19 protein-coding genes are annotated in these 16,328 nt (G+C 70.9%); 14 read left to right on the forward strand and 5 right to left on the reverse strand.

Annotation, left to right across the window (positions count from 1 at the left end; genetic code table 11):
• Window positions 1-266 precede the first annotated feature (266 nt).
• The 7 genes from dnaB to AC51EU_RS02300 all read left to right on the forward strand — a co-directional run bounded on the left by dnaB (window position 267) and on the right by AC51EU_RS02300 (window position 8,689).
• On the forward strand, window positions 267-1,730 hold the full coding sequence (gene dnaB, locus AC51EU_RS02270; protein WP_496264888.1) for a replicative DNA helicase: 1,464 nt from the start codon (window positions 267-269) through the stop codon (window positions 1,728-1,730).
• 113 nt (window positions 1,731-1,843) lie between these two features.
• Window positions 1,844-3,295 (forward strand): amidase, encoded by a 1,452-nt coding sequence (locus AC51EU_RS02275; RefSeq protein ID WP_496264905.1) that lies wholly within the window; start codon window positions 1,844-1,846, stop codon window positions 3,293-3,295.
• Window positions 3,296-3,475: 180 nt separating this feature from the next.
• Window positions 3,476-3,823: a MerR family DNA-binding transcriptional regulator gene (locus AC51EU_RS02280; RefSeq protein ID WP_496264889.1), complete on the forward strand. Its 348-nt coding sequence runs from the start codon at window positions 3,476-3,478 to the stop codon at window positions 3,821-3,823.
• 74 nt (window positions 3,824-3,897) lie between these two features.
• Window positions 3,898-4,221, forward strand: a complete 324-nt coding sequence (locus AC51EU_RS02285; RefSeq protein ID WP_496264890.1) for a hypothetical protein — start codon at window positions 3,898-3,900, stop codon at window positions 4,219-4,221.
• Between the two features lie 130 nt (window positions 4,222-4,351).
• Complete coding sequence (locus AC51EU_RS02290; protein ID WP_496264891.1) at window positions 4,352-5,830, forward strand: serine hydrolase domain-containing protein; 1,479 nt, start codon at window positions 4,352-4,354, stop codon at window positions 5,828-5,830.
• 125 nt (window positions 5,831-5,955) lie between these two features.
• Window positions 5,956-7,101, forward strand: a complete 1,146-nt coding sequence (locus tag AC51EU_RS02295) for a pyridoxal-phosphate-dependent aminotransferase family protein (RefSeq protein WP_496264892.1) — start codon at window positions 5,956-5,958, stop codon at window positions 7,099-7,101.
• Between the two features lie 805 nt (window positions 7,102-7,906).
• Window positions 7,907-8,689 carry a TetR/AcrR family transcriptional regulator gene (locus AC51EU_RS02300; protein ID WP_496264893.1) on the forward strand — a complete coding sequence of 261 codons (783 nt, stop codon included), beginning with the start codon at window positions 7,907-7,909 and terminating at the stop codon, window positions 8,687-8,689.
• A 40-nt stretch (window positions 8,690-8,729) separates the two neighbouring features.
• Here the strand turns inward: AC51EU_RS02300 and AC51EU_RS02305 are convergent, their stop codons facing one another.
• Window positions 8,730-9,182: a GNAT family N-acetyltransferase gene (locus AC51EU_RS02305; protein WP_496264894.1), complete on the reverse strand. Its 453-nt coding sequence runs from the start codon at window positions 9,180-9,182 to the stop codon at window positions 8,730-8,732.
• Window positions 9,183-9,279: 97 nt separating this feature from the next.
• On the opposite strand from AC51EU_RS02305, the gene AC51EU_RS02310 reads away from it, so the two are divergent.
• The 3 genes from AC51EU_RS02310 to AC51EU_RS02320 all read left to right on the forward strand — a co-directional run bounded on the left by AC51EU_RS02310 (window position 9,280) and on the right by AC51EU_RS02320 (window position 11,053).
• The gene (locus AC51EU_RS02310) at window positions 9,280-9,915 is read left to right on the forward strand and encodes an HAD family hydrolase (RefSeq protein WP_496264895.1); all 636 of its coding nucleotides are present in this window, start codon (window positions 9,280-9,282) and stop codon (window positions 9,913-9,915) included.
• Between the two features lie 243 nt (window positions 9,916-10,158).
• Window positions 10,159-10,410, forward strand: coding sequence for a hypothetical protein (locus tag AC51EU_RS02315; RefSeq protein ID WP_496264896.1), 252 nt, complete (start codon window positions 10,159-10,161; stop codon window positions 10,408-10,410).
• A gap of 4 nt (window positions 10,411-10,414) precedes the next feature.
• On the forward strand, window positions 10,415-11,053 hold the full coding sequence (locus AC51EU_RS02320; RefSeq protein WP_496264897.1) for a pyridoxamine 5'-phosphate oxidase family protein: 639 nt from the start codon (window positions 10,415-10,417) through the stop codon (window positions 11,051-11,053).
• A 19-nt stretch (window positions 11,054-11,072) separates the two neighbouring features.
• Here AC51EU_RS02320 and AC51EU_RS02325 read toward each other — a convergent pair whose 3' ends face one another.
• The 4 genes from AC51EU_RS02325 to AC51EU_RS02340 all read right to left on the reverse strand — a co-directional run bounded on the left by AC51EU_RS02325 (window position 11,073) and on the right by AC51EU_RS02340 (window position 13,746).
• On the reverse strand, window positions 11,073-11,552 hold the full coding sequence (locus AC51EU_RS02325) for an NUDIX domain-containing protein (protein ID WP_496264898.1): 480 nt from the start codon (window positions 11,550-11,552) through the stop codon (window positions 11,073-11,075).
• A 142-nt stretch (window positions 11,553-11,694) separates the two neighbouring features.
• On the reverse strand, window positions 11,695-12,825 hold the full coding sequence (locus AC51EU_RS02330; RefSeq protein WP_496264899.1) for a cystathionine gamma-lyase: 1,131 nt from the start codon (window positions 12,823-12,825) through the stop codon (window positions 11,695-11,697).
• Window positions 12,822-13,295 carry a low molecular weight protein-tyrosine-phosphatase gene (locus tag AC51EU_RS02335; protein WP_496264906.1) on the reverse strand — a complete coding sequence of 158 codons (474 nt, stop codon included), beginning with the start codon at window positions 13,293-13,295 and terminating at the stop codon, window positions 12,822-12,824. The genes AC51EU_RS02330 and AC51EU_RS02335 overlap by 4 nt, the downstream gene beginning before the upstream one ends.
• A gap of 73 nt (window positions 13,296-13,368) precedes the next feature.
• Complete coding sequence (locus AC51EU_RS02340; protein ID WP_496264900.1) at window positions 13,369-13,746, reverse strand: phage holin family protein; 378 nt, start codon at window positions 13,744-13,746, stop codon at window positions 13,369-13,371.
• Window positions 13,747-13,794: 48 nt separating this feature from the next.
• Between AC51EU_RS02340 and AC51EU_RS02345 the strand changes: the two genes are divergently transcribed.
• The 4 genes from AC51EU_RS02345 to AC51EU_RS02360 all read left to right on the forward strand — a co-directional run bounded on the left by AC51EU_RS02345 (window position 13,795) and on the right by AC51EU_RS02360 (window position 16,206).
• Window positions 13,795-14,112 (forward strand): cupin domain-containing protein, encoded by a 318-nt coding sequence (locus AC51EU_RS02345; RefSeq protein WP_496264901.1) that lies wholly within the window; start codon window positions 13,795-13,797, stop codon window positions 14,110-14,112.
• 210 nt (window positions 14,113-14,322) lie between these two features.
• A complete protein-coding gene (locus AC51EU_RS02350; RefSeq protein WP_496264902.1) occupies window positions 14,323-14,550 on the forward strand; it encodes a DUF5326 family protein in 228 nt (75 codons plus the stop codon).
• A gap of 349 nt (window positions 14,551-14,899) precedes the next feature.
• A complete protein-coding gene (locus AC51EU_RS02355) occupies window positions 14,900-15,676 on the forward strand; it encodes an IclR family transcriptional regulator (RefSeq protein WP_496264903.1) in 777 nt (258 codons plus the stop codon).
• Between the two features lie 104 nt (window positions 15,677-15,780).
• The gene (locus AC51EU_RS02360) at window positions 15,781-16,206 is read left to right on the forward strand and encodes an SsgA family sporulation/cell division regulator (RefSeq protein ID WP_496264904.1); all 426 of its coding nucleotides are present in this window, start codon (window positions 15,781-15,783) and stop codon (window positions 16,204-16,206) included.
• The last annotated feature ends 122 nt before the right edge of the window (window positions 16,207-16,328 follow it).

Raw genomic sequence — 16,328 nt, forward strand, 5'->3', positions numbered from 1 at the left:
CACAGTAGTTTCCCCCGTGCTGTGCACAGGTTCCGGGGAGTTCTCCACAGAAGAGGGCCGGTCATCCACATGGCCTGTGGATAACCAGATTGGCGGACGGTGCGCGCGGGCCTACCGTGGTGCGGCGCCCGCCGTCTCGTCCGGCCGGAGGACCATCCGAACTCGACGCGCCGTAACCGCAGTCGGGCGTCTCGATTGTCAGAGCCGTGCCGTAAGAAAGAAGGGGCACGGCAAGGTCCGCGCCGCGGACGGGAGGAGGTGCCGGGGTGAGCATTCCCGAGCCCATGGATGACACCTGGGCGGACTCCGGTCCGGAGGGCCGGCTGCCGGCCGCCCGCTCCCGTCGGGGCGAGGGCAAACGCGGTGACCGGCCCGACCGCGAGGACGACGGCTCCTGGGCCGGCGGCTTCGAACGCGTCCCGCCGCAGGACCTGGACGCCGAGCAGTCCGTGCTCGGCGGCATGCTGCTGTCCAAGGACGCCATCGCGGACGTCGTGGAGGTCCTCAAGGGCGAGGACTTCTACCGCCCCGCCCACGAGCTGGTCTACCAGGCGATCCTCGACCTCTACGCCAAGGGCGAGCCGGCCGACCCGATCACCATCGCGGCCGAGCTGACCAAGCGCGGCGAGATCGGCCGAGTGGGCGGCGCATCGTATCTGCACACCCTCGTCCAGTCCGTGCCGACCGCCGCGAACGCCGAGTACTACGCAGAGATCGTCCACGAGCGGGCCGTGCTGCGCCGCCTCGTCGAGGCCGGTACCCGGATCACGCAGATGGGATACGCAGCCGACGGCGACGTCGACGAGATCGTCAACCGCGCGCAGGCGGAGATCTACGCCGTCACCGAGCAGCGCACCAGCGAGGACTACCTCCCCCTCAGCGACATCATGGAGGGCGCGCTCGACGAGATCGAGGCCATCGGCTCGCGCCAGGGCCAGATGACGGGCGTGCCCACCGGCTTCACGGACCTCGATGCCCTGACCAACGGCCTGCACCCGGGCCAGATGATCGTCATCGCGGCCCGCCCGGCCATGGGTAAGTCCACCCTCGCGCTCGACTTCGCCCGCGCGTGCTCCATCAAGAGCAACCTCCCGAGCGTGATCTTCTCCCTCGAAATGGGACGCAACGAGATCGCGATGCGTCTGTTGTCCGCCGAGGCGCGCGTGGCGCTGCACCACATGCGGTCCGGCAGCATGACCGACGAGGACTGGACGCGACTGGCCCGCCGGATGCCGGACGTCTCCGCGGCACCCCTCTACATCGACGACTCGCCGAACCTGTCGATGATGGAGATCCGCGCCAAATGCCGGCGCCTCAAGCAGCGCAACGAACTGAAACTGGTGGTCATCGACTACCTCCAGCTGATGCAGTCCGGCGGCTCCAAGCGCGCCGAGAGCCGCCAGCAGGAGGTCTCGGACATGTCACGTAACCTCAAGCTGCTCGCCAAGGAACTCGAACTCCCCGTCATCGCGCTGTCCCAGCTGAACCGTGGTCCCGAACAGCGCACGGACAAAAAGCCGATGGTCTCGGATCTCCGTGAATCAGGTTCGATCGAGCAGGACGCCGACATGGTCATCCTGCTGCACCGCGAGGACGCCTACGAGAAGGAATCCCCCCGCGCCGGCGAGGCCGACCTGATCGTCGCCAAGCACCGTAACGGCCCGACCGCGACGATCACGGTGGCGTTCCAGGGCCACTACTCGCGGTTCGTGGACATGGCACAGACGTGATCGGTGCCTGACCTCCGTGGCCGGAGAGGCCGCCACGAGTTTTCGGAAATCCCCAACCCCATTGTATGAAACGGGATTTCGTGCCCTTTTCGAAGGCGCATACGGTCGGATTCATGGAGTGGAATTTTCTGACGGCCGAAAAACTCACGGCTGCCTTGCGTGCCGGGGAAGTGACCTCGGCGGAACTGACCGATGAGGCGATCGCCCGTATTGAGCGGGACAACGATGCGATCAACGCGATCTGTGTGCCGGACTTCGACCGTGCACGGGCCGCCGCGCGCGGTGCCGACCGGGCGCGCGCCCGCGGTGAGGACCGGCCGCTGCTCGGCATTCCGGTGACGGTCAAAGAGTCCTGCAACGTCGCGGGTCTGCCCACGACCTGGGGGCTGCCGCCGCACCGGGGCCACATGCCGGCCGAGGACGCGGTGCAGGCATCGCGGCTCAAGGCCGCGGGCGCGGTGATACTGGGGAAGACCAATGTGCCCCTGGGGCTGCAGGACATACAGAGCTTCAACGAGATCTACGGCACCACCAATAACCCGTGGGACCACCGTCGTACATCGGGCGGATCCTCCGGCGGATCGGCGGCTGCTCTCGCGTCCGGATTCGGCGCGCTGTCCATCGGCTCCGACCTCGCCGGTTCCTTGCGCACTCCCGCGCATTTCTGCGGCATTTACGGGCACAAACCAACACTCGGGCTGGTGGCGAGCCGCGGTATGCTCGCGCCGCCCGGTCCGGTCCTGCCGGTCGAGCACGACCTCGCCGTCGCCGGCCCGATGGCACGCACCGCTCGCGACCTCACGCTCCTGCTCGACGTCATGGCTGGACCGGACCCGCTGACGCTCGGGACGGCGTACCACCTGACGCTGCCGCCCGCGCGCCACGAGCGGCTTCGCGACTTCCGGGTCCTGGTCCTCGACGAGCATCCACTTCTTCCGACCGGGGCCGCTGTGCGGGCGGGCGTGGGCCGGGTGGCCGACGCGCTTGTGGACGGCGGTGCCCGCGTCGAGCGGGACAGTCCGCTGCTGCCCGACCTGGCCGAGGCCGCGGTGCTCTACATGCAGTTCCTGTTCTCGGGTTCCGTCGCACGTTTTCCCGTCGAAGCGTACGAACAGTTGCAGGTCCGCGCCGCCGGACTGAGCGCAGACGACCAGGGTCTCGATGCGGCGCGGCTGCGCGCCATGGTGTTCAGCCACCGCGACTGGATCGGGGCGAACAACCGTCGCGAGCTCCATCGCCACGGCTGGCGGCAGTTGTTCACCGAGTTCGACGCCGTGGTGTGTCCGATCACGCCCACTCCCGCGTTCCCTCACGACCACAACCCCGACCTGATGAATCGCCGGATCGACATCGACGGCGTCGCGTATCCGTACTTCGACCAGCTCGTCTGGGCCGGTCTGGCCACCATGCCCGGTCTTCCCGCCACCGCCGTACCAGCGGGCCGGTCGCCCGAGGGCCTGCCGGTGGGAGTGCAGCTCATCGGCCCGATGTTCGAGGACCGCACCCCGCTGAGGCTGGCCGAACTCCTTGAGCAGGCGATCGGTGGCTTCCAGGCGCCGGAGTAGGCCGCGCCACCTGAATCTGGTCTCTTCCCGTATCGCCGAGACACCACCGGCATGGCAACGCATCCTCGATGCCCGCCCACCGCGCCGAGCAGCGCCGAACCGCCGGGTGCGGCGGCTGAGGCGCGCTCGCTGGTCGTCGGCTTTGACCTTCAGGTTGCTTGAGGTTCCAGAATCGCGGTCATGGACAGCGGGGAATTGCTGGGGATCGGCGCGTTCGCGCGGCGGGTGGGGGTGGCGCCGAGTGCGCTGCGGTTCTACGACGACTGCGGGGTGCTGCGGCCGGCCCGGGTGGATGGGGTGACGGGGTACCGGTTCTACGCGCCGGGGCAGGCGGAGCGGCCCTCGCGCTGTTCCAAGAGGCGTGGGAGAGCGCCACCGACGACTATGAGGCATGCATCGCCGCGCACTATGTCGCCCGGCACCAGGACACCCCCGAGGAAGCGCTCCGCTGGAACCAGGAGTGCCTGGAGCGCGCGGACCGGGTGGGCGACGAACGCGTCCGCGGGTTCTACCCTTCGTTTCACGTGAAACTGGGCCACTCATGGCGGCAGCTTGGACGGGACGACACGGCCCGCGAGCATTTCGTACGGGCCGCTGCACGGGTGGGCGACCTACCCGAAGGGCAGTACAGCGACTGGATCCGGTTCGCTGTCGCGGAGGGACTGCGGGACACGGCGCCGGATGCCGGGCGGGCGCTTCCGGCGGAGGTCGAGGCGCGGGTCGGGAAATTGCTGACGCGGTGGTGCGCGCGGGCGGAACTCATGGCGCTGGGACTGACACTGCCCGCGTATCTCGGGTGTCTGGGGACGGCGGAGGATGTGATGCGGCTGCGGTCCGCGCTGCATTCGGTGCACGCGTCGCGCCGGCTTCCGGAGGACGAGCAGGCGATGCTCGGCGCGGCGATCGCGGCCGCGGCGGCCGGATAGGCGGCTGTGACGCGCCCCTGCGGTCGGGGCGGCGGGGTTGGCGGGGCGCGTCGGTCGAGGGAGAGTGAGCGGCGGCGGGCGGGGTGCCCGTCCGTATGCGCTGGAGCTGGAACGGCCGTTGAGGAGCACGATGACCATCGCACCGTCCGCGGAATCCGCCGAGCCCGAGTACGAGAACGCGACCGGAGACGGGCCGGGCGGGGACGAGTTCGCCGCGTTGCTGCCGGAGACGCGGCGGGCGCTGCTGCGCCGGCTGGCGGTCGGGCAGGCCAAGGGACGGGCGCCGTCGATGACGGGGGCGGTCGTCCGGGGCGGACAGGTCGTGTGGACCGGGGCGCGGGCCGCGGACGGTGAGCCGTCCGGGAGCGGAGTGCAGTACCGGATCGGATCGCTCACCAAGACGTTCATCGCCGTACTGGTGATGAGGCTGAGGAACGAGGGACTGCTCGGGCTGGACGACCCGGTCGGCAGGCACCTGGAAGGGACTCCGGTGGGCGACGTCACCCTCGCCCAGTTGCTCAGCCACAGCTCCGGCCTGGCCGCCGAACCGCGTGGGCCCTGGTGGGAGCGGACCGAGGGCACACTGCGGCCCGGAACCGCCGACCTTTTCGGCGAACGGCCCCGACGCCTGGTTCCCGGTCGGCAGCACCATTACTCGAACACCGGCTACGCCGTGCTGGGCGCCGTCGTCGAACGGCTGCGGGGCGGCACACCGTGGGGCGAGGTACTGCGCGACGAGGTGCTGGAGCCGCTGGGGATGCTCCGGACGACGCTCCGGCCGAAGGCACCGCACACGGTGGGCTGGGCGGTACATCCCTGGGCCGACGCACTGCTCCCCGAGCCGCTGCACGACACCGGCCCGATGGGGCCGGCCGGCCAGCTGTGGTCCACGGTGGACGACCTCTGCCACTGGGCCGCGTTCCTACTGCGCGGTGACGAGCGCGTGCTGAGCGCGGACGGTGTCGCGGAAATGCGGGCGCCCGCAGTGCCGCCGGTGGGGGAGGACTGGGACGGGGGTTACGGCCTCGGGCTCCAGCTCGTACGGCGGGACGCGGTCGGCCCCGACGCGGGGCGGCGGACCGCGGACGGGCGCCGTCTGGCGGGGCACACCGGGTCGATGCCGGGGTTCCTGGCCGCGCTGTGGACCGACGCGGAGGAGGACCTCGCGGGAATCGCGCTGGCCAACTGCACGTCCGGCCCCGCCATCAGCGGGCTGGCGGCCGATCTGCTGGAGATCGTCGCGGAGCGCGAGCCGCGCATCCCCGAACCGTGGCGGCCGCTGCCCGGCCCGCTCGACCCGGACCTGCTCGCACTGACCGGCCCCTGGTACTGGGGCGCGCACCCGTTCGCGCTGCGGCTGCGCGCCGCACGCGGACTGGAGCTCACCCCGCTGGCCGGAACGGGCCGCAGCTCGCGGTTCCGCGCGGAACCCGACGGCACCTGGACCGGCCTGGACGGCTACTACACGGGCGAGACCCTGCGCGTGGAGCGGACCGCCGACGGGGCGGTCAGCCATCTGGACCTGGGGACGTTCGTCTTCACCAGGGAGCCCTATGCTCCGGCGGGGACGGTGCCCGGCGGGGTGGACCCGGAGGGCTGGCGGGTCTGAGCGGGCGCGGGCCGCACGTGACGGCGGTCCGGGCCGTACGGCGGCCCTGTGAGGCACGGACGTACAGTCGAGCGAGATGTCCAGGGCCGCCGCACCGCGCGGCTCGCTACCGCTGGAAGGTCGCTGTGACTGCCGTGACTGTGAACGCCGACGCCCCGGTTCTGCTCGATCTGCCGCCGCTCGACGCGGCGCGTTTCGCGCGGATCGAGGACAAGGTCGCCGCGTTGATGCACACCCGCTGCGATGTCGTGGCGACGCAGGGCGAGGCGCTGCTGCCGCTGGAGGCGTGCATCCGCTCCGCCGTACGGCCCGGCTCCACGGCGCTCAATGTCATCACCGGGCCGTACGGGGAGACGTTCGGTGGCTGGCTGCGGTCCTGCGGTGCCGAGGTCATCACCCTCTCCGCGCCGTTCACGGGGGCCGTGAGTGCTCAGCAGGTCGCGGACGCGCTGCGGGAGCACCCCGAGATCGAGTTCGTGAGCCTGGTGCACGCCGAGGCGGCGACCGGCAACACCAACCCGGTCGCCGAGATCGGTGCCGTGGTGCGGGAGCACGGCGCGCTGCTGATGCTGGACGCGGTGGCGTCCGTGGGGGCGGAGCCGCTGCTCACCGACGCATGGGGCGTGGACCTGTGCGTGATCGGCGGGCAGAAGGCGCTGGCGGGGCCCGCGGGGGTCTCCGCGGTCTCGGTGAGCGCCCGCGCCTGGGAGCGGATCATGGCCAACGAGCAGGCGCCGCGGCGCTCGTACCTGTCGCTGCTGGACTGGAAGGAGCGCTGGATCGACGGCGGCCGCACGGCGTTGCCGCACGCTCCGGCGCAGCTGGAGATGCTCGCCCTGGAGCAGGCCGTGGACCGGGTCGGCGCCGAGGGCCTGGACGCGGTCATCACCCGTCACCGTGCGGCAGCGGCGGCGGTCCGGGCCGGTGTGCGAGCGCTCGGCGGGCTGACGCCGTATGTGATCCGCGACGAGGACGCGGCACCGGCGGCGACCACGCTGCGTGCCCCCGAAGGGGTGGACGCGAGGGACGTGGTGGCCGCGGCGCTCGCCGCCGACGGCAACGTTCCCGTGCAGGCCGCCGCCGGGGCGCTGGCCGAGGAGATGATCCGGGTGAACCACTACGGCCGCGCAGCGGACCGCGAGGTGGTGCTGGCCTCCCTGGCGGTGCTGGCCGAGGGCCTGCGAGCGCTGGGGGCGGACGTGGACGCCGACGCGGCGGCCGAGGCGGCCGGAGCGGCCTGGGACGCGACGGTGGAGGCCGTCGGCTCCTGAGCGGGCGAGCCACTGGGCAGCCCGGGTGGGCTGCGGACGATGAACCCTGACGCGGGGCCTGGTTTCACGTGAAACCAGGCCCCGTTTTGTGTACAGGGAGCGGCAAGTGGCCGTTGATGTAGGGATGTTGATGCCCTTCGGGGGCGAGTGAGAGGTGGTCTCTCCAGCTGAAGTCCTGGGGTAGGCGCTGGCGCAAAGGGCCGCTACCGCTGCCATGGGCGCGCCTCAAGCGATGCCCCAGCCGTCAGGAGTCCGAAGAGGTGGAGGGCCCTGGGGGTCACCGATCTGTCCTGGGTGTTCTCCCGGGCCGGCGGGCCGCCGTGGAATGCGCTGAGGCGTCAGCCGATTTCGTGGGGGATTCCCTGCCGGGACCTCCCTGTTGATCTTCAACTTCCTCAACCTGAAGGAGAGTTGGGCGAAGAGGGCTTTCGCGAGGGCACCTGGACGTGCCTGCGGCCCTCGCTCTCGAATTGCCCCGGTGTCACGCCATCGAGGCTTGGGGGTGCTTTTCTCCTGGTCGTAAAAACGGAACGGGTGCAACGGAACGAGAGGCGCGTGCGCGCTACCGCGCTCTCGACGGCTTCTGCTCTCCCTGGGCCTCTCTCTCGGGTCGCCCTCGTTTCTCGAACCCCGCTTTCGGCGGCCGGCTCGTCCGTCGCTCTCGTGATCGCCTCGCGCTGATCGCGTCTCCCGTCACGTCGCTGAGGACCTTCCCGAAAGTGTTCCGTAAAATCGGAACGTACAACCCGCTTGCAACCCGGGCTTTGCCGAAGGGGTTGCCGTCGGTTTTCAGGGAGAGACACGGATGGCCGATGCCGGTACATCACCCGTTCGGGCGGATGCGCGGCGCAATCGTGCGCTGGTGCTCCAGGCGGCCAGATCCGCCTTCGAGGAAAGGGGGTTGAGGGTTCCGCTTGGAGAGATCGCTCGACGCGCGGGGGTGGGGGCCGGTACCGTCTACCGGCACTTTCCGTCCAAGGAGGCGCTGTTCCGGGCGGCGGTCGCGGACCGGATCCAGCTGTTCACCGATGCCGCGCGGGACCTGGCGGATGTGCCCGATCCCGGCGAGGTCTTCTTCCGTTTCCTGGGCTCGGTGGTGCGGCACGCCGCCGGCAACAAGGCCCTGTGCGAGGTACTGGAAGAGGCGCACGGAAGTGACGCGCGGCAGGCCGGGTTCGGGCGGGATTTCGCCGATGCGCTGGGGGTATTGCTAGCCAGGGCCCAGGATGCGGGCGCGGTACGGAAGGACGTCACCCCGGAGGACGTCCGGGTACTGCTGGCGGGCTGCGCCGCCATGGAACGGCGGAGCGCGGAGGGGGAGACGGCGTTCGGGGGGCGGGCCACGGCGCTGCTCTGCGACGGCCTGCGGGCAGGTCGTGGAGTAACGGAACTCCCGATCCAGGCAGAAAATCGTAACGGAACCCGGTGTGAGGTGTGTGGCGGGCCGCTCGCCCCGGCGCGAACCGGGCGGCCCGCACGGTACTGCGGTGGTGCCTGCCGCCAGAAGGCACACCGCGCACGGCGCGGCCGCACGGGAGGCCCCATGGATACTCCGGACGCGTCACCGTCCTCCGATGACCAGGGGTAACCCGGGGTAATAGGAGTGCGGGCCGCGCCGGGGCCGGGCGTCAGAGCGTGAGCTTGAAGCCCAGGTGGGTCGCCTCGAAGCCGAGTCGTTCGTAGAAGCGGTGGGCGTCGACGCGGCTGGTGTCCGAGGTGAGCTGGACGATCCGGCAGCCGAGGGTGCGCGAGGTGGCGATGGCCCATTCGATGAGCGTGGTGCCCAGGCCGCTGCCGCGCTCGTCGGCGTGGATGCGTACGCCCTCGATGACCGAGCGGGTCGCGCCGCGGCGGGAGAGGCCAGGGATGACCGTGAGCTGGAGGGTGCCCACGGTGCGTCCGTCGCGTACGGCGACGACCAGATGCTGATGCGGATCGCCGGCCAGGGTCTCGTACGCGGCCCGGTAGGGCGCCAGGTCGTCAGGGGTCTCGCGGGTGGCGCCCAGGGGGTCGTCGGCCAGCATGGCGACGATCTCGGGCAGGTCGGCGGCGGTCGCGGGGCGTATCTCGACAGGGCTCATGGGCGTGACCTTAGGGGGTGCCTCCGGAGACCGTCCGCCGGTGCAAGGGGGCGCGGCCCCCGGCAGGGCCTTGCCCCGGGAAGCCTAGGCTGCGCACATGGCCAAGCTGCATCTGTTCGACATGGACGGGACGTTGCTCTACGGTTCCGCGGCCGCGGTGGAGATCTCGCGGCAGCTGGGGCTGGAGCGGGAGATCGCCGAGCTGGAGCGCGGGTTCGCGGCCGGCGAGCTGACGCCGCCGCGGTTCGCCCAGCGGGCGTGCGACCTCTGGGCGGACGGCCTGACGGAGACGCAGGTGGCGGCGGCGTTCGAGAACGCTCCCTGGCTGTCCGGTATCCGGGATGTGTGGAGCGATATCCGGGCGCGCGGTGAGCGCTGTGCGGTGATCTCGCTCTCGCCCGGTTTCTTCGTCGAACGGCTGCTGGCGTGGGGCGCCGACGCGGCACACGGTTCGCGCTGGCCGGAGCTGCCGTTCCGGGAGCCGGTGGAGCCGGCGGGCATCCTCTCGTCCGCGGCGAAGGTCCGGATAGCGGACGAGCTGTGCGCGCGTTTCGGGCTGACCCGAAAGGACTGTGTGGCGTACGGGGACTCGATGTCGGACGCCGACCTGTTCTCGGCCGTCCCGGTGTCCGTCGCGGTGAACGGGGATCACCACGTCAGCGCGCTGGCCTCCTGCGCGTACCGCGGACGGGACCTCCGGGAGGCGTACGAACTGGGGCGCACCGGCCGCTGATTACGGTTTTCGCAAAGATTCCGCCCATGGCGTGGTGAACCGCCCCCGGCGGGGAGTATCACGGTTCCGGTGGCCGTGCGGAATGTGCCGTGGTGTCCTGCGGGGCCCGCGGAGCTCCGGCGGAACGGGGCCGGCCACGGTATCCGGAAGGGGACGGTGCCCGTGGGGCTGCCGGGGGTGCGAAGGCCGTGCGGTGGTCGGTGAGGGGCCCGCAGCGACCGTGATCTCTACGACTTCGACGCGATGCCGCGCCTGGAGCGCGGCCATCCGTGGCTGTCGGTGCGCCCGGTCGTCGCCACCGGTCCGGCCGGTGCCGGGCCGACCAACGGTGTCCGGGATCAACTCGCCGACGCCGTACGGCACTACGGCCCGTGGCGGGAGTACGACGCGTACCTCTTCGAGCCACCCGGCTTGATCCGCGACGTGGGGACCGGGGCACCGTCCGACCGTATGCGGCACGACTCCCTCGGGGAGCTGGTTTCGGCAGAAGGGTGAAGGTGTGGCAGCGCAGGACGACGAACGGACGGGTGACGGCCCCGGGGGCGAGCGTCTGCTCCAGCAGGCCATGGGCACCAGCGCACGGGCCGAGCGTTTCGCCGCGGAGCAGGTGCTCGACCATCTCAACGGGCCGATGCGGGAGTTCGTGGCGAGGCAGGAGATGTTCTTCCTGGCCACCGCGGACCGGGACGGCTCCTGTGACTCCACGTTCCGGGCCGGGCCGCCGGGGTTCGTGAGGGTGCTGGGGGACCGGTTACTTGCCTATCCCGAGTACCGGGGCAACGGCGTCATGGCCTCCCTGGGCAACATCACCGAGAACCCGCGACTGGGCATCCTCATGATCGACTTCACCCGGGACCGCATCGGGCTGCACATCAACGGCCGGGCGCGGGTGACACCGGACGAGGAGATGCGGCTGCGCTACCCCGGTCTGCCGGTCGACCCGGTACCGGGGAGGCGGGCGCGGCTCTGGGTGACGGCCGAGGTGGAAGAGGCGTACATCCACTGCGCCAAACACATACCGCATCTCCAGAAGGTGCCCGTCCGCTCCCGCGAGGAACGGGCCTGGGGCAGCGACGACCGGCGGCGCAAGGGCGGCGACTACTTCGGCGTGGCAGCGGCACGGCGGCCGCGCTGCTGAGCCCGCGGCGCGGCCGGTCTCAGCCCAGGTCGGGGGCGTGCAGCGCGCGCACGCCCTCGATGTTGCCGTCCAGGTAGTGCCGCAGGGACAGCGGGACGACCTCGACGGAGGCGATGCCGACGCGGGTGAACGGCACCCGGACGATCTCGTACGCGCCGCACGGGGCGTCGACCTCCGGGCCGTGCCGCCGGGACGGGTCCATCGACTCCAGTCGGCAGACGAAGAAGTGCTGCACCTTCACGCCGTCCACCCCGTCGTCGCCGAAGTGCTCGACGGTGTCGACGAACGCCGGGACGACGTCGGTGACCTTCGCCCCCAGCTCCTCGTCCAGTTCGCGGTGGAGGGCGGCGACGACCGTGGCGTCCCCGGGTTCGACGCCGCCCCCGGGAGTGATCCAGTACGGGGAACGGTCCGGCTTGGTGCGCTTGATCAGTACGAGGTCGGTGCCGTCCAGGAGAATCGCCCGGGCGGTGCGTTTGACGACGGGACGTACGGTCATACGGGACAGATGCCGCAGTCGGCGCCTCACGAAACCCAGCAGCACCAGGCCCGTTCGGTCGGGACGGCGTTCGCCCACCCTGCGGACGCCGTCGTTCCACCACCCGGACGCCGTGCCCGCGCAGGACCGGCCCGGCGGCGCCTCAGCCCCCGTCCCGCGCCGTGTCCAGGGCCGCGAGGACGTCCGCGACCAGGTCCTCCGGGTCCTCGACGCCGACCGAGACACGGATGAAGCCGTCCGGGACGGCGTCGCCGCCCCACCGGCCCCGCCGCTCCGCCGTGGACCGTACGCCGCCGAAGCTGGTGGCGTCGTCGACCAGGGTCAGCGCGGCGAGGAACCGTTCCGCGTGGTCCCGGTCGGGCAGGACGAAGGACACCACACAGCCGAACATTCCCGGCCGCATCTGCCGCACGGCGAGGGCGTGGCCGGGGTCGGAGGGCAGGCCGGGGTGGCGCAGCCCGGTGACGTCGTCGCGCTCGCGCAGCGCCTCGGCGAGCGCCAGCGCCCCGGCCGCCTGGGCGCGGGCCCGGAGCGGGAGGGTGGCCAGCGAGCGGTGGGCGAGCCAGCTCTCCATGGGGCCGGGGATCGCGCCGACGGTTTTGCGCCACAGCCGTACGGAGTCGGCGAGCGCCGCGTCGCGGGTGGTGACGTACCCGAGCAGCAGATCGCCGTGGCCGGTGAGGGCCTTGGTGCCGCTGGCGACGGAGAGGTCGGCGCCCAGGTCGAGCGGGCGCTGCCCGAGCGGGGTGGCGAGGGTGTTGTCGACGGCGACGAGCGCGCCCCCACGGTGCGCGGCGTCGGCCAGCCGCCGGACGTCGCAGAGGTCGAGCCCGGGGTTGCATGGGGTTTCCAGCCACAGCAGCCGGGCGCCGTCCAGCACGTCGAGCTGGGCGTCACCGCCGGTCGGGGCGGTCCTGACCTCGATGCCGTAGCTCTCCAGCCGGGTGCGGACGGCGGGCAGCAGCTGGTAGCCGTCGTCGGGCAGGACCGCCACGTCGCCGGAGCGCAGCAGGGAGAAGAGGACGGCGCTGATCGCGGCCATCCCGGAGGCGAAGGTCACGGTGTGCGCGGGCGCGTCCGGCGACTCCAGTTCGCCGATGGCCGATTCCAGACCGGTCCAGGTGGGGTTGGCGTCGCGGCCGTAGGTGTACGGGCCGGTGGGTTCGCCGGGGAGGTGGAAGTGGGCCGCGAACACCGGTCCGGGGAGGGCCGGTTGCCAGGGCTCCGCCTCGGGCAGTCCGGCGCGTACGGCCCGGGTGCTGTCGCCGGTCATGCGCTGTCCTTCCAGGAGTGGGGTGCGGCGTCCTCGGGCCGCCCGGAGGCGAGGGCGGTGCGGATCGCCTCCAGGAGGCCCTCGTCCGCCGTTTCGATCATGTCCAGGCAGGCTTCGAAGCGGTCCGGGCCGCCGTAGTACGGGTCGGGGACGTCGAGGTGGTCCGCGCCGGGGTCGTAGGAGCGCAGCAGCCGCACCTTGGCGGCGTCGCGCGCGGTGGGGGCCAGGCGGCGCAGTGCCCGCAGATGGCCGCCGTCGAGCGCGATCACCAGGTCGAGCCGGGCGAACCGGTCGGCCGTGAACCGCCGGGCGGTGTGCGCGGTGGGGTAGCCGGCCGCCTCCAGCACGGCGACGGTGCGCGGGTCGGCGTCCTCGCCCTCGTGCCAGCCGTCGGTGCCCGCGCTGGTGATCTCGACGCGGTCGCCGAGCCCGGCCCCGGCGGCGCGGGCACGCAGGACGGAAGCGGCCATCGGCGAGCGGCAGATGTTGCCGGTGCAGACGAAGCAGACGCGGAATGCGGCGGTCACGGCCGGTTCCCTTCCGTCAGTCCTCGTCGGGCAGCAGCATGTGCATCGCCCAGGAGACCACCGAGATGATCACGCCGCCGAGTACCGCAGTCCAGAAGCCGCTCACATGGAAGGCGAGCTGGAACTTTCCGGCGAGCCAGGACGTGAGCAGGAGCATCAGGGCGTTCACGACGAGGGTGAACAACCCGAGGGTGAGGAGGAAGAGGGGGAAGGAGAGCAGCTTCACCACGGGCTTCACCAGGAAGTTGACCAGCCCGAAGAGCAGTGCGACGAGGATCAGCGTGAGGGCCTTGCGGCCGGTGTTCTCCCCGGTGAGCGTGATGCCACTGAGGAGCCAGATGGCCACGGCAAGCGCCGCGGCGTTGGCGATCGTCTTGACCACGAAATTCTTCATGGTGAGATCGTCGCAGACGAGACCGGACCATTGAGGGGTGCGAACGGGATGAAGGCTTTCCGACTCGACGAGCTGGAGGCGGAACGGGCCGCGCACAACGGCGCGTATCTGCAGTTCCTGCGGGAGCGGAACATGTCCGTCGGGTTGTACGCGCTGGACGCCGGGAGCACCGATCCGCAGGCGCCGCACGCCCAGGACGAGGTGTACATGGTGGTCAGCGGCCGGGCGGCGATCACCGTCGGGGACGAGACGCAGACGGTGGCGCGCGGCAGCGTGGTGTACGTACCGGCGGGGGTGCCGCACAAGTTCCACCACATCAGCGAGGATCTGCGGGTGATCGTGGTCTTCTCTCCGCCGGAGAGCTGACGGGCGGGGCCGGGACCCGTAGGGGACGGTTCAGGGAAGGTCCGGGGACGCGGGGCGTCCACCGGGTGGCGCGGAACCCTAGCATCGGGAGGGACGGGGATCGGCGACGTGAGGCCGCAGGCGCGGAACGTGGTCGGCGGTACCGGTACGACGGGCATTCCGACGTGGCAGACGCACCGAGGCGACAGACGCAGAAAGCAGGGCAGAGCGATGGCCGGTAAGGGGATATTCGCAGGGCTTCCGTGGTGGGTCACCTGGGTCGTGGTGCCCGTGGTGCTGATCGTCGTGTTCGGCGGTCTGATCGCGACGGCCGTGGGCTTCCTGATCAGCCTGCTGTTCAAGATCCTGATCGCGGCGGCGCTGATCGCGGGGGTGATCTACCTGGTGCGCCGGTTCACCGGCTCGTCCTCCTCGTCGTCGTCGAAGAGCGACTGGTAGGCCCTTCCGACGACCTCCGCCCGGCGCCCCGCTCCCCTTCCCGGAGCGGGGCGCCTTGGTGTGCGGGGACCGGGTGACTCACGACTGGTGCGCATGGCACTCCGTTAGGTGACCGCAGGTCAAGACGTGCGCCAGGTGAGTTAACTCGCAGGCCGATCGGGTTACCTCTCTGATCGGCCAAGTTAGAGTGCCGTCTCAGGCGTCTTCCGGAGGTTGACGTTCCGGAAAATAACGGGGTGAGGCGGGACCGGGTCCACGGCGGCGACCCCCCGGGAGACGCGTGCGGCGCGGGAACGGTCCCGCGGCTGGGGGCCTGGCGCCCCGCGGCGTTCGGACCAGGGGGTTGTCAGTGACCGACGTGAACGAGGAATCGATTTCCCACCCCACCCTGATCGGCTCGGTGCAGCGCGCGCTGCGCCTGCTCGAAGCGGTGGGGGAGCACGCCGAAGGGGCTCCCGCCAAGCAACTCGCCAGAGAGACCGGACTTCCGCTCCCCACGACCTACCACCTGCTGCGGACCCTGACCCACGAGGGCTATCTGCGCCGCGTCAACGGCGTCTTCGTGTTCGGTGAGGCCGCCGCGGCCCTCGGTCGGACGGGGGCGCGCCGCAGGCAGCGCCGCCGGATCACCGAGGTGCTGGACGCTCTGGGCAAGGAACTGAACGCCGCCCTCTACTTCGCCGTCTACCGCGAGGGCGAGGTCGAGGTGGTCGCCGTCAGTGGTGATCCCCGGCGTCCGCCGGTGGACGAATGGGTGGATTTCCGAACGACCGCGCATGCCCACGCCATCGGTCAGTGCCTGCTCGCCCAGCTCGACGAACGGAGCCGGCGGGAGCATCTGTCCCGCCATCCCGTGCACTCGATAACGCCGTTTTCCGTCAGCTCGGAGGGGGACCTGAGACACCGTCTGAACACGGTGCGTCGCGGGCTGGTCGCGTACGATCAGCAGGAATATGCCATGGGCACGGTATGCTCCGCCATCCCCATCCAGGTGGGCTCCGCGGCGGCCGCCCTGGCGGTTTCGCTCCCCGCCGAGGAACAGCACCGATTGCGCTTCGTCACTGATCAGCTACGCACGAAGGCCGAGTCCGTGTTAACGACACTCGCATTCTCTATCAGTATCTGAAAACTCACTCCTTGTGATCTGCTTGCACGTGACAGACGATGGCGTCAATAGGGCCACGGGGGTTGAAACCCGGCCATCTCTGATGAAGTGCGGGGCAGTGGTTGATGACCGACACAGTTCAGGCAGAAGTGATCATGAGCTTTCTCGTTTCGGAGGAACTCGCATTCCGTATCCCGGTGGAGCTGGACTTCGACGCCGCCGATCCCTACGCCGTCCGTCTCACCTTCGACCTTCCCGGCGATGTGCCCGTCACCTGGGCCTTCAGCCGGGAACTGCTGCTCGACGGGCTGAGCCGCCCGTCCGGCGAAGGGGACGTACGCATCGAACCCGCCTCCGGCGGACACCTCAGCGATGTCTTCATCAGCCTCCAGGTCGGCGGTGACCGCGCGCTCTTCCGCGTCAGCGCACCGCCCCTGGTGGCGTTCCTCGACCGTACGGACCGCCTGGTCCCGCTCGGCACGGAAGAGGTGTGCGACACCCTCGACGCCGCCCTCGACCGGATTCTCGCGGAGGCGTCCAAGGCGGGTTGACGTCCGGGCCGTGTCCACCGCCGGTCCCCACGGGGCGCCGAGCGGTGTGCGACGGCCCGGACACGCGTCCGCCGCCACGCACGAGGCGTGGCCGGTGCCCGTGCCGCGGCTGCCCACCCCAG

It is taken from the genome of Candidatus Streptomyces philanthi, assembly GCF_059553635.1.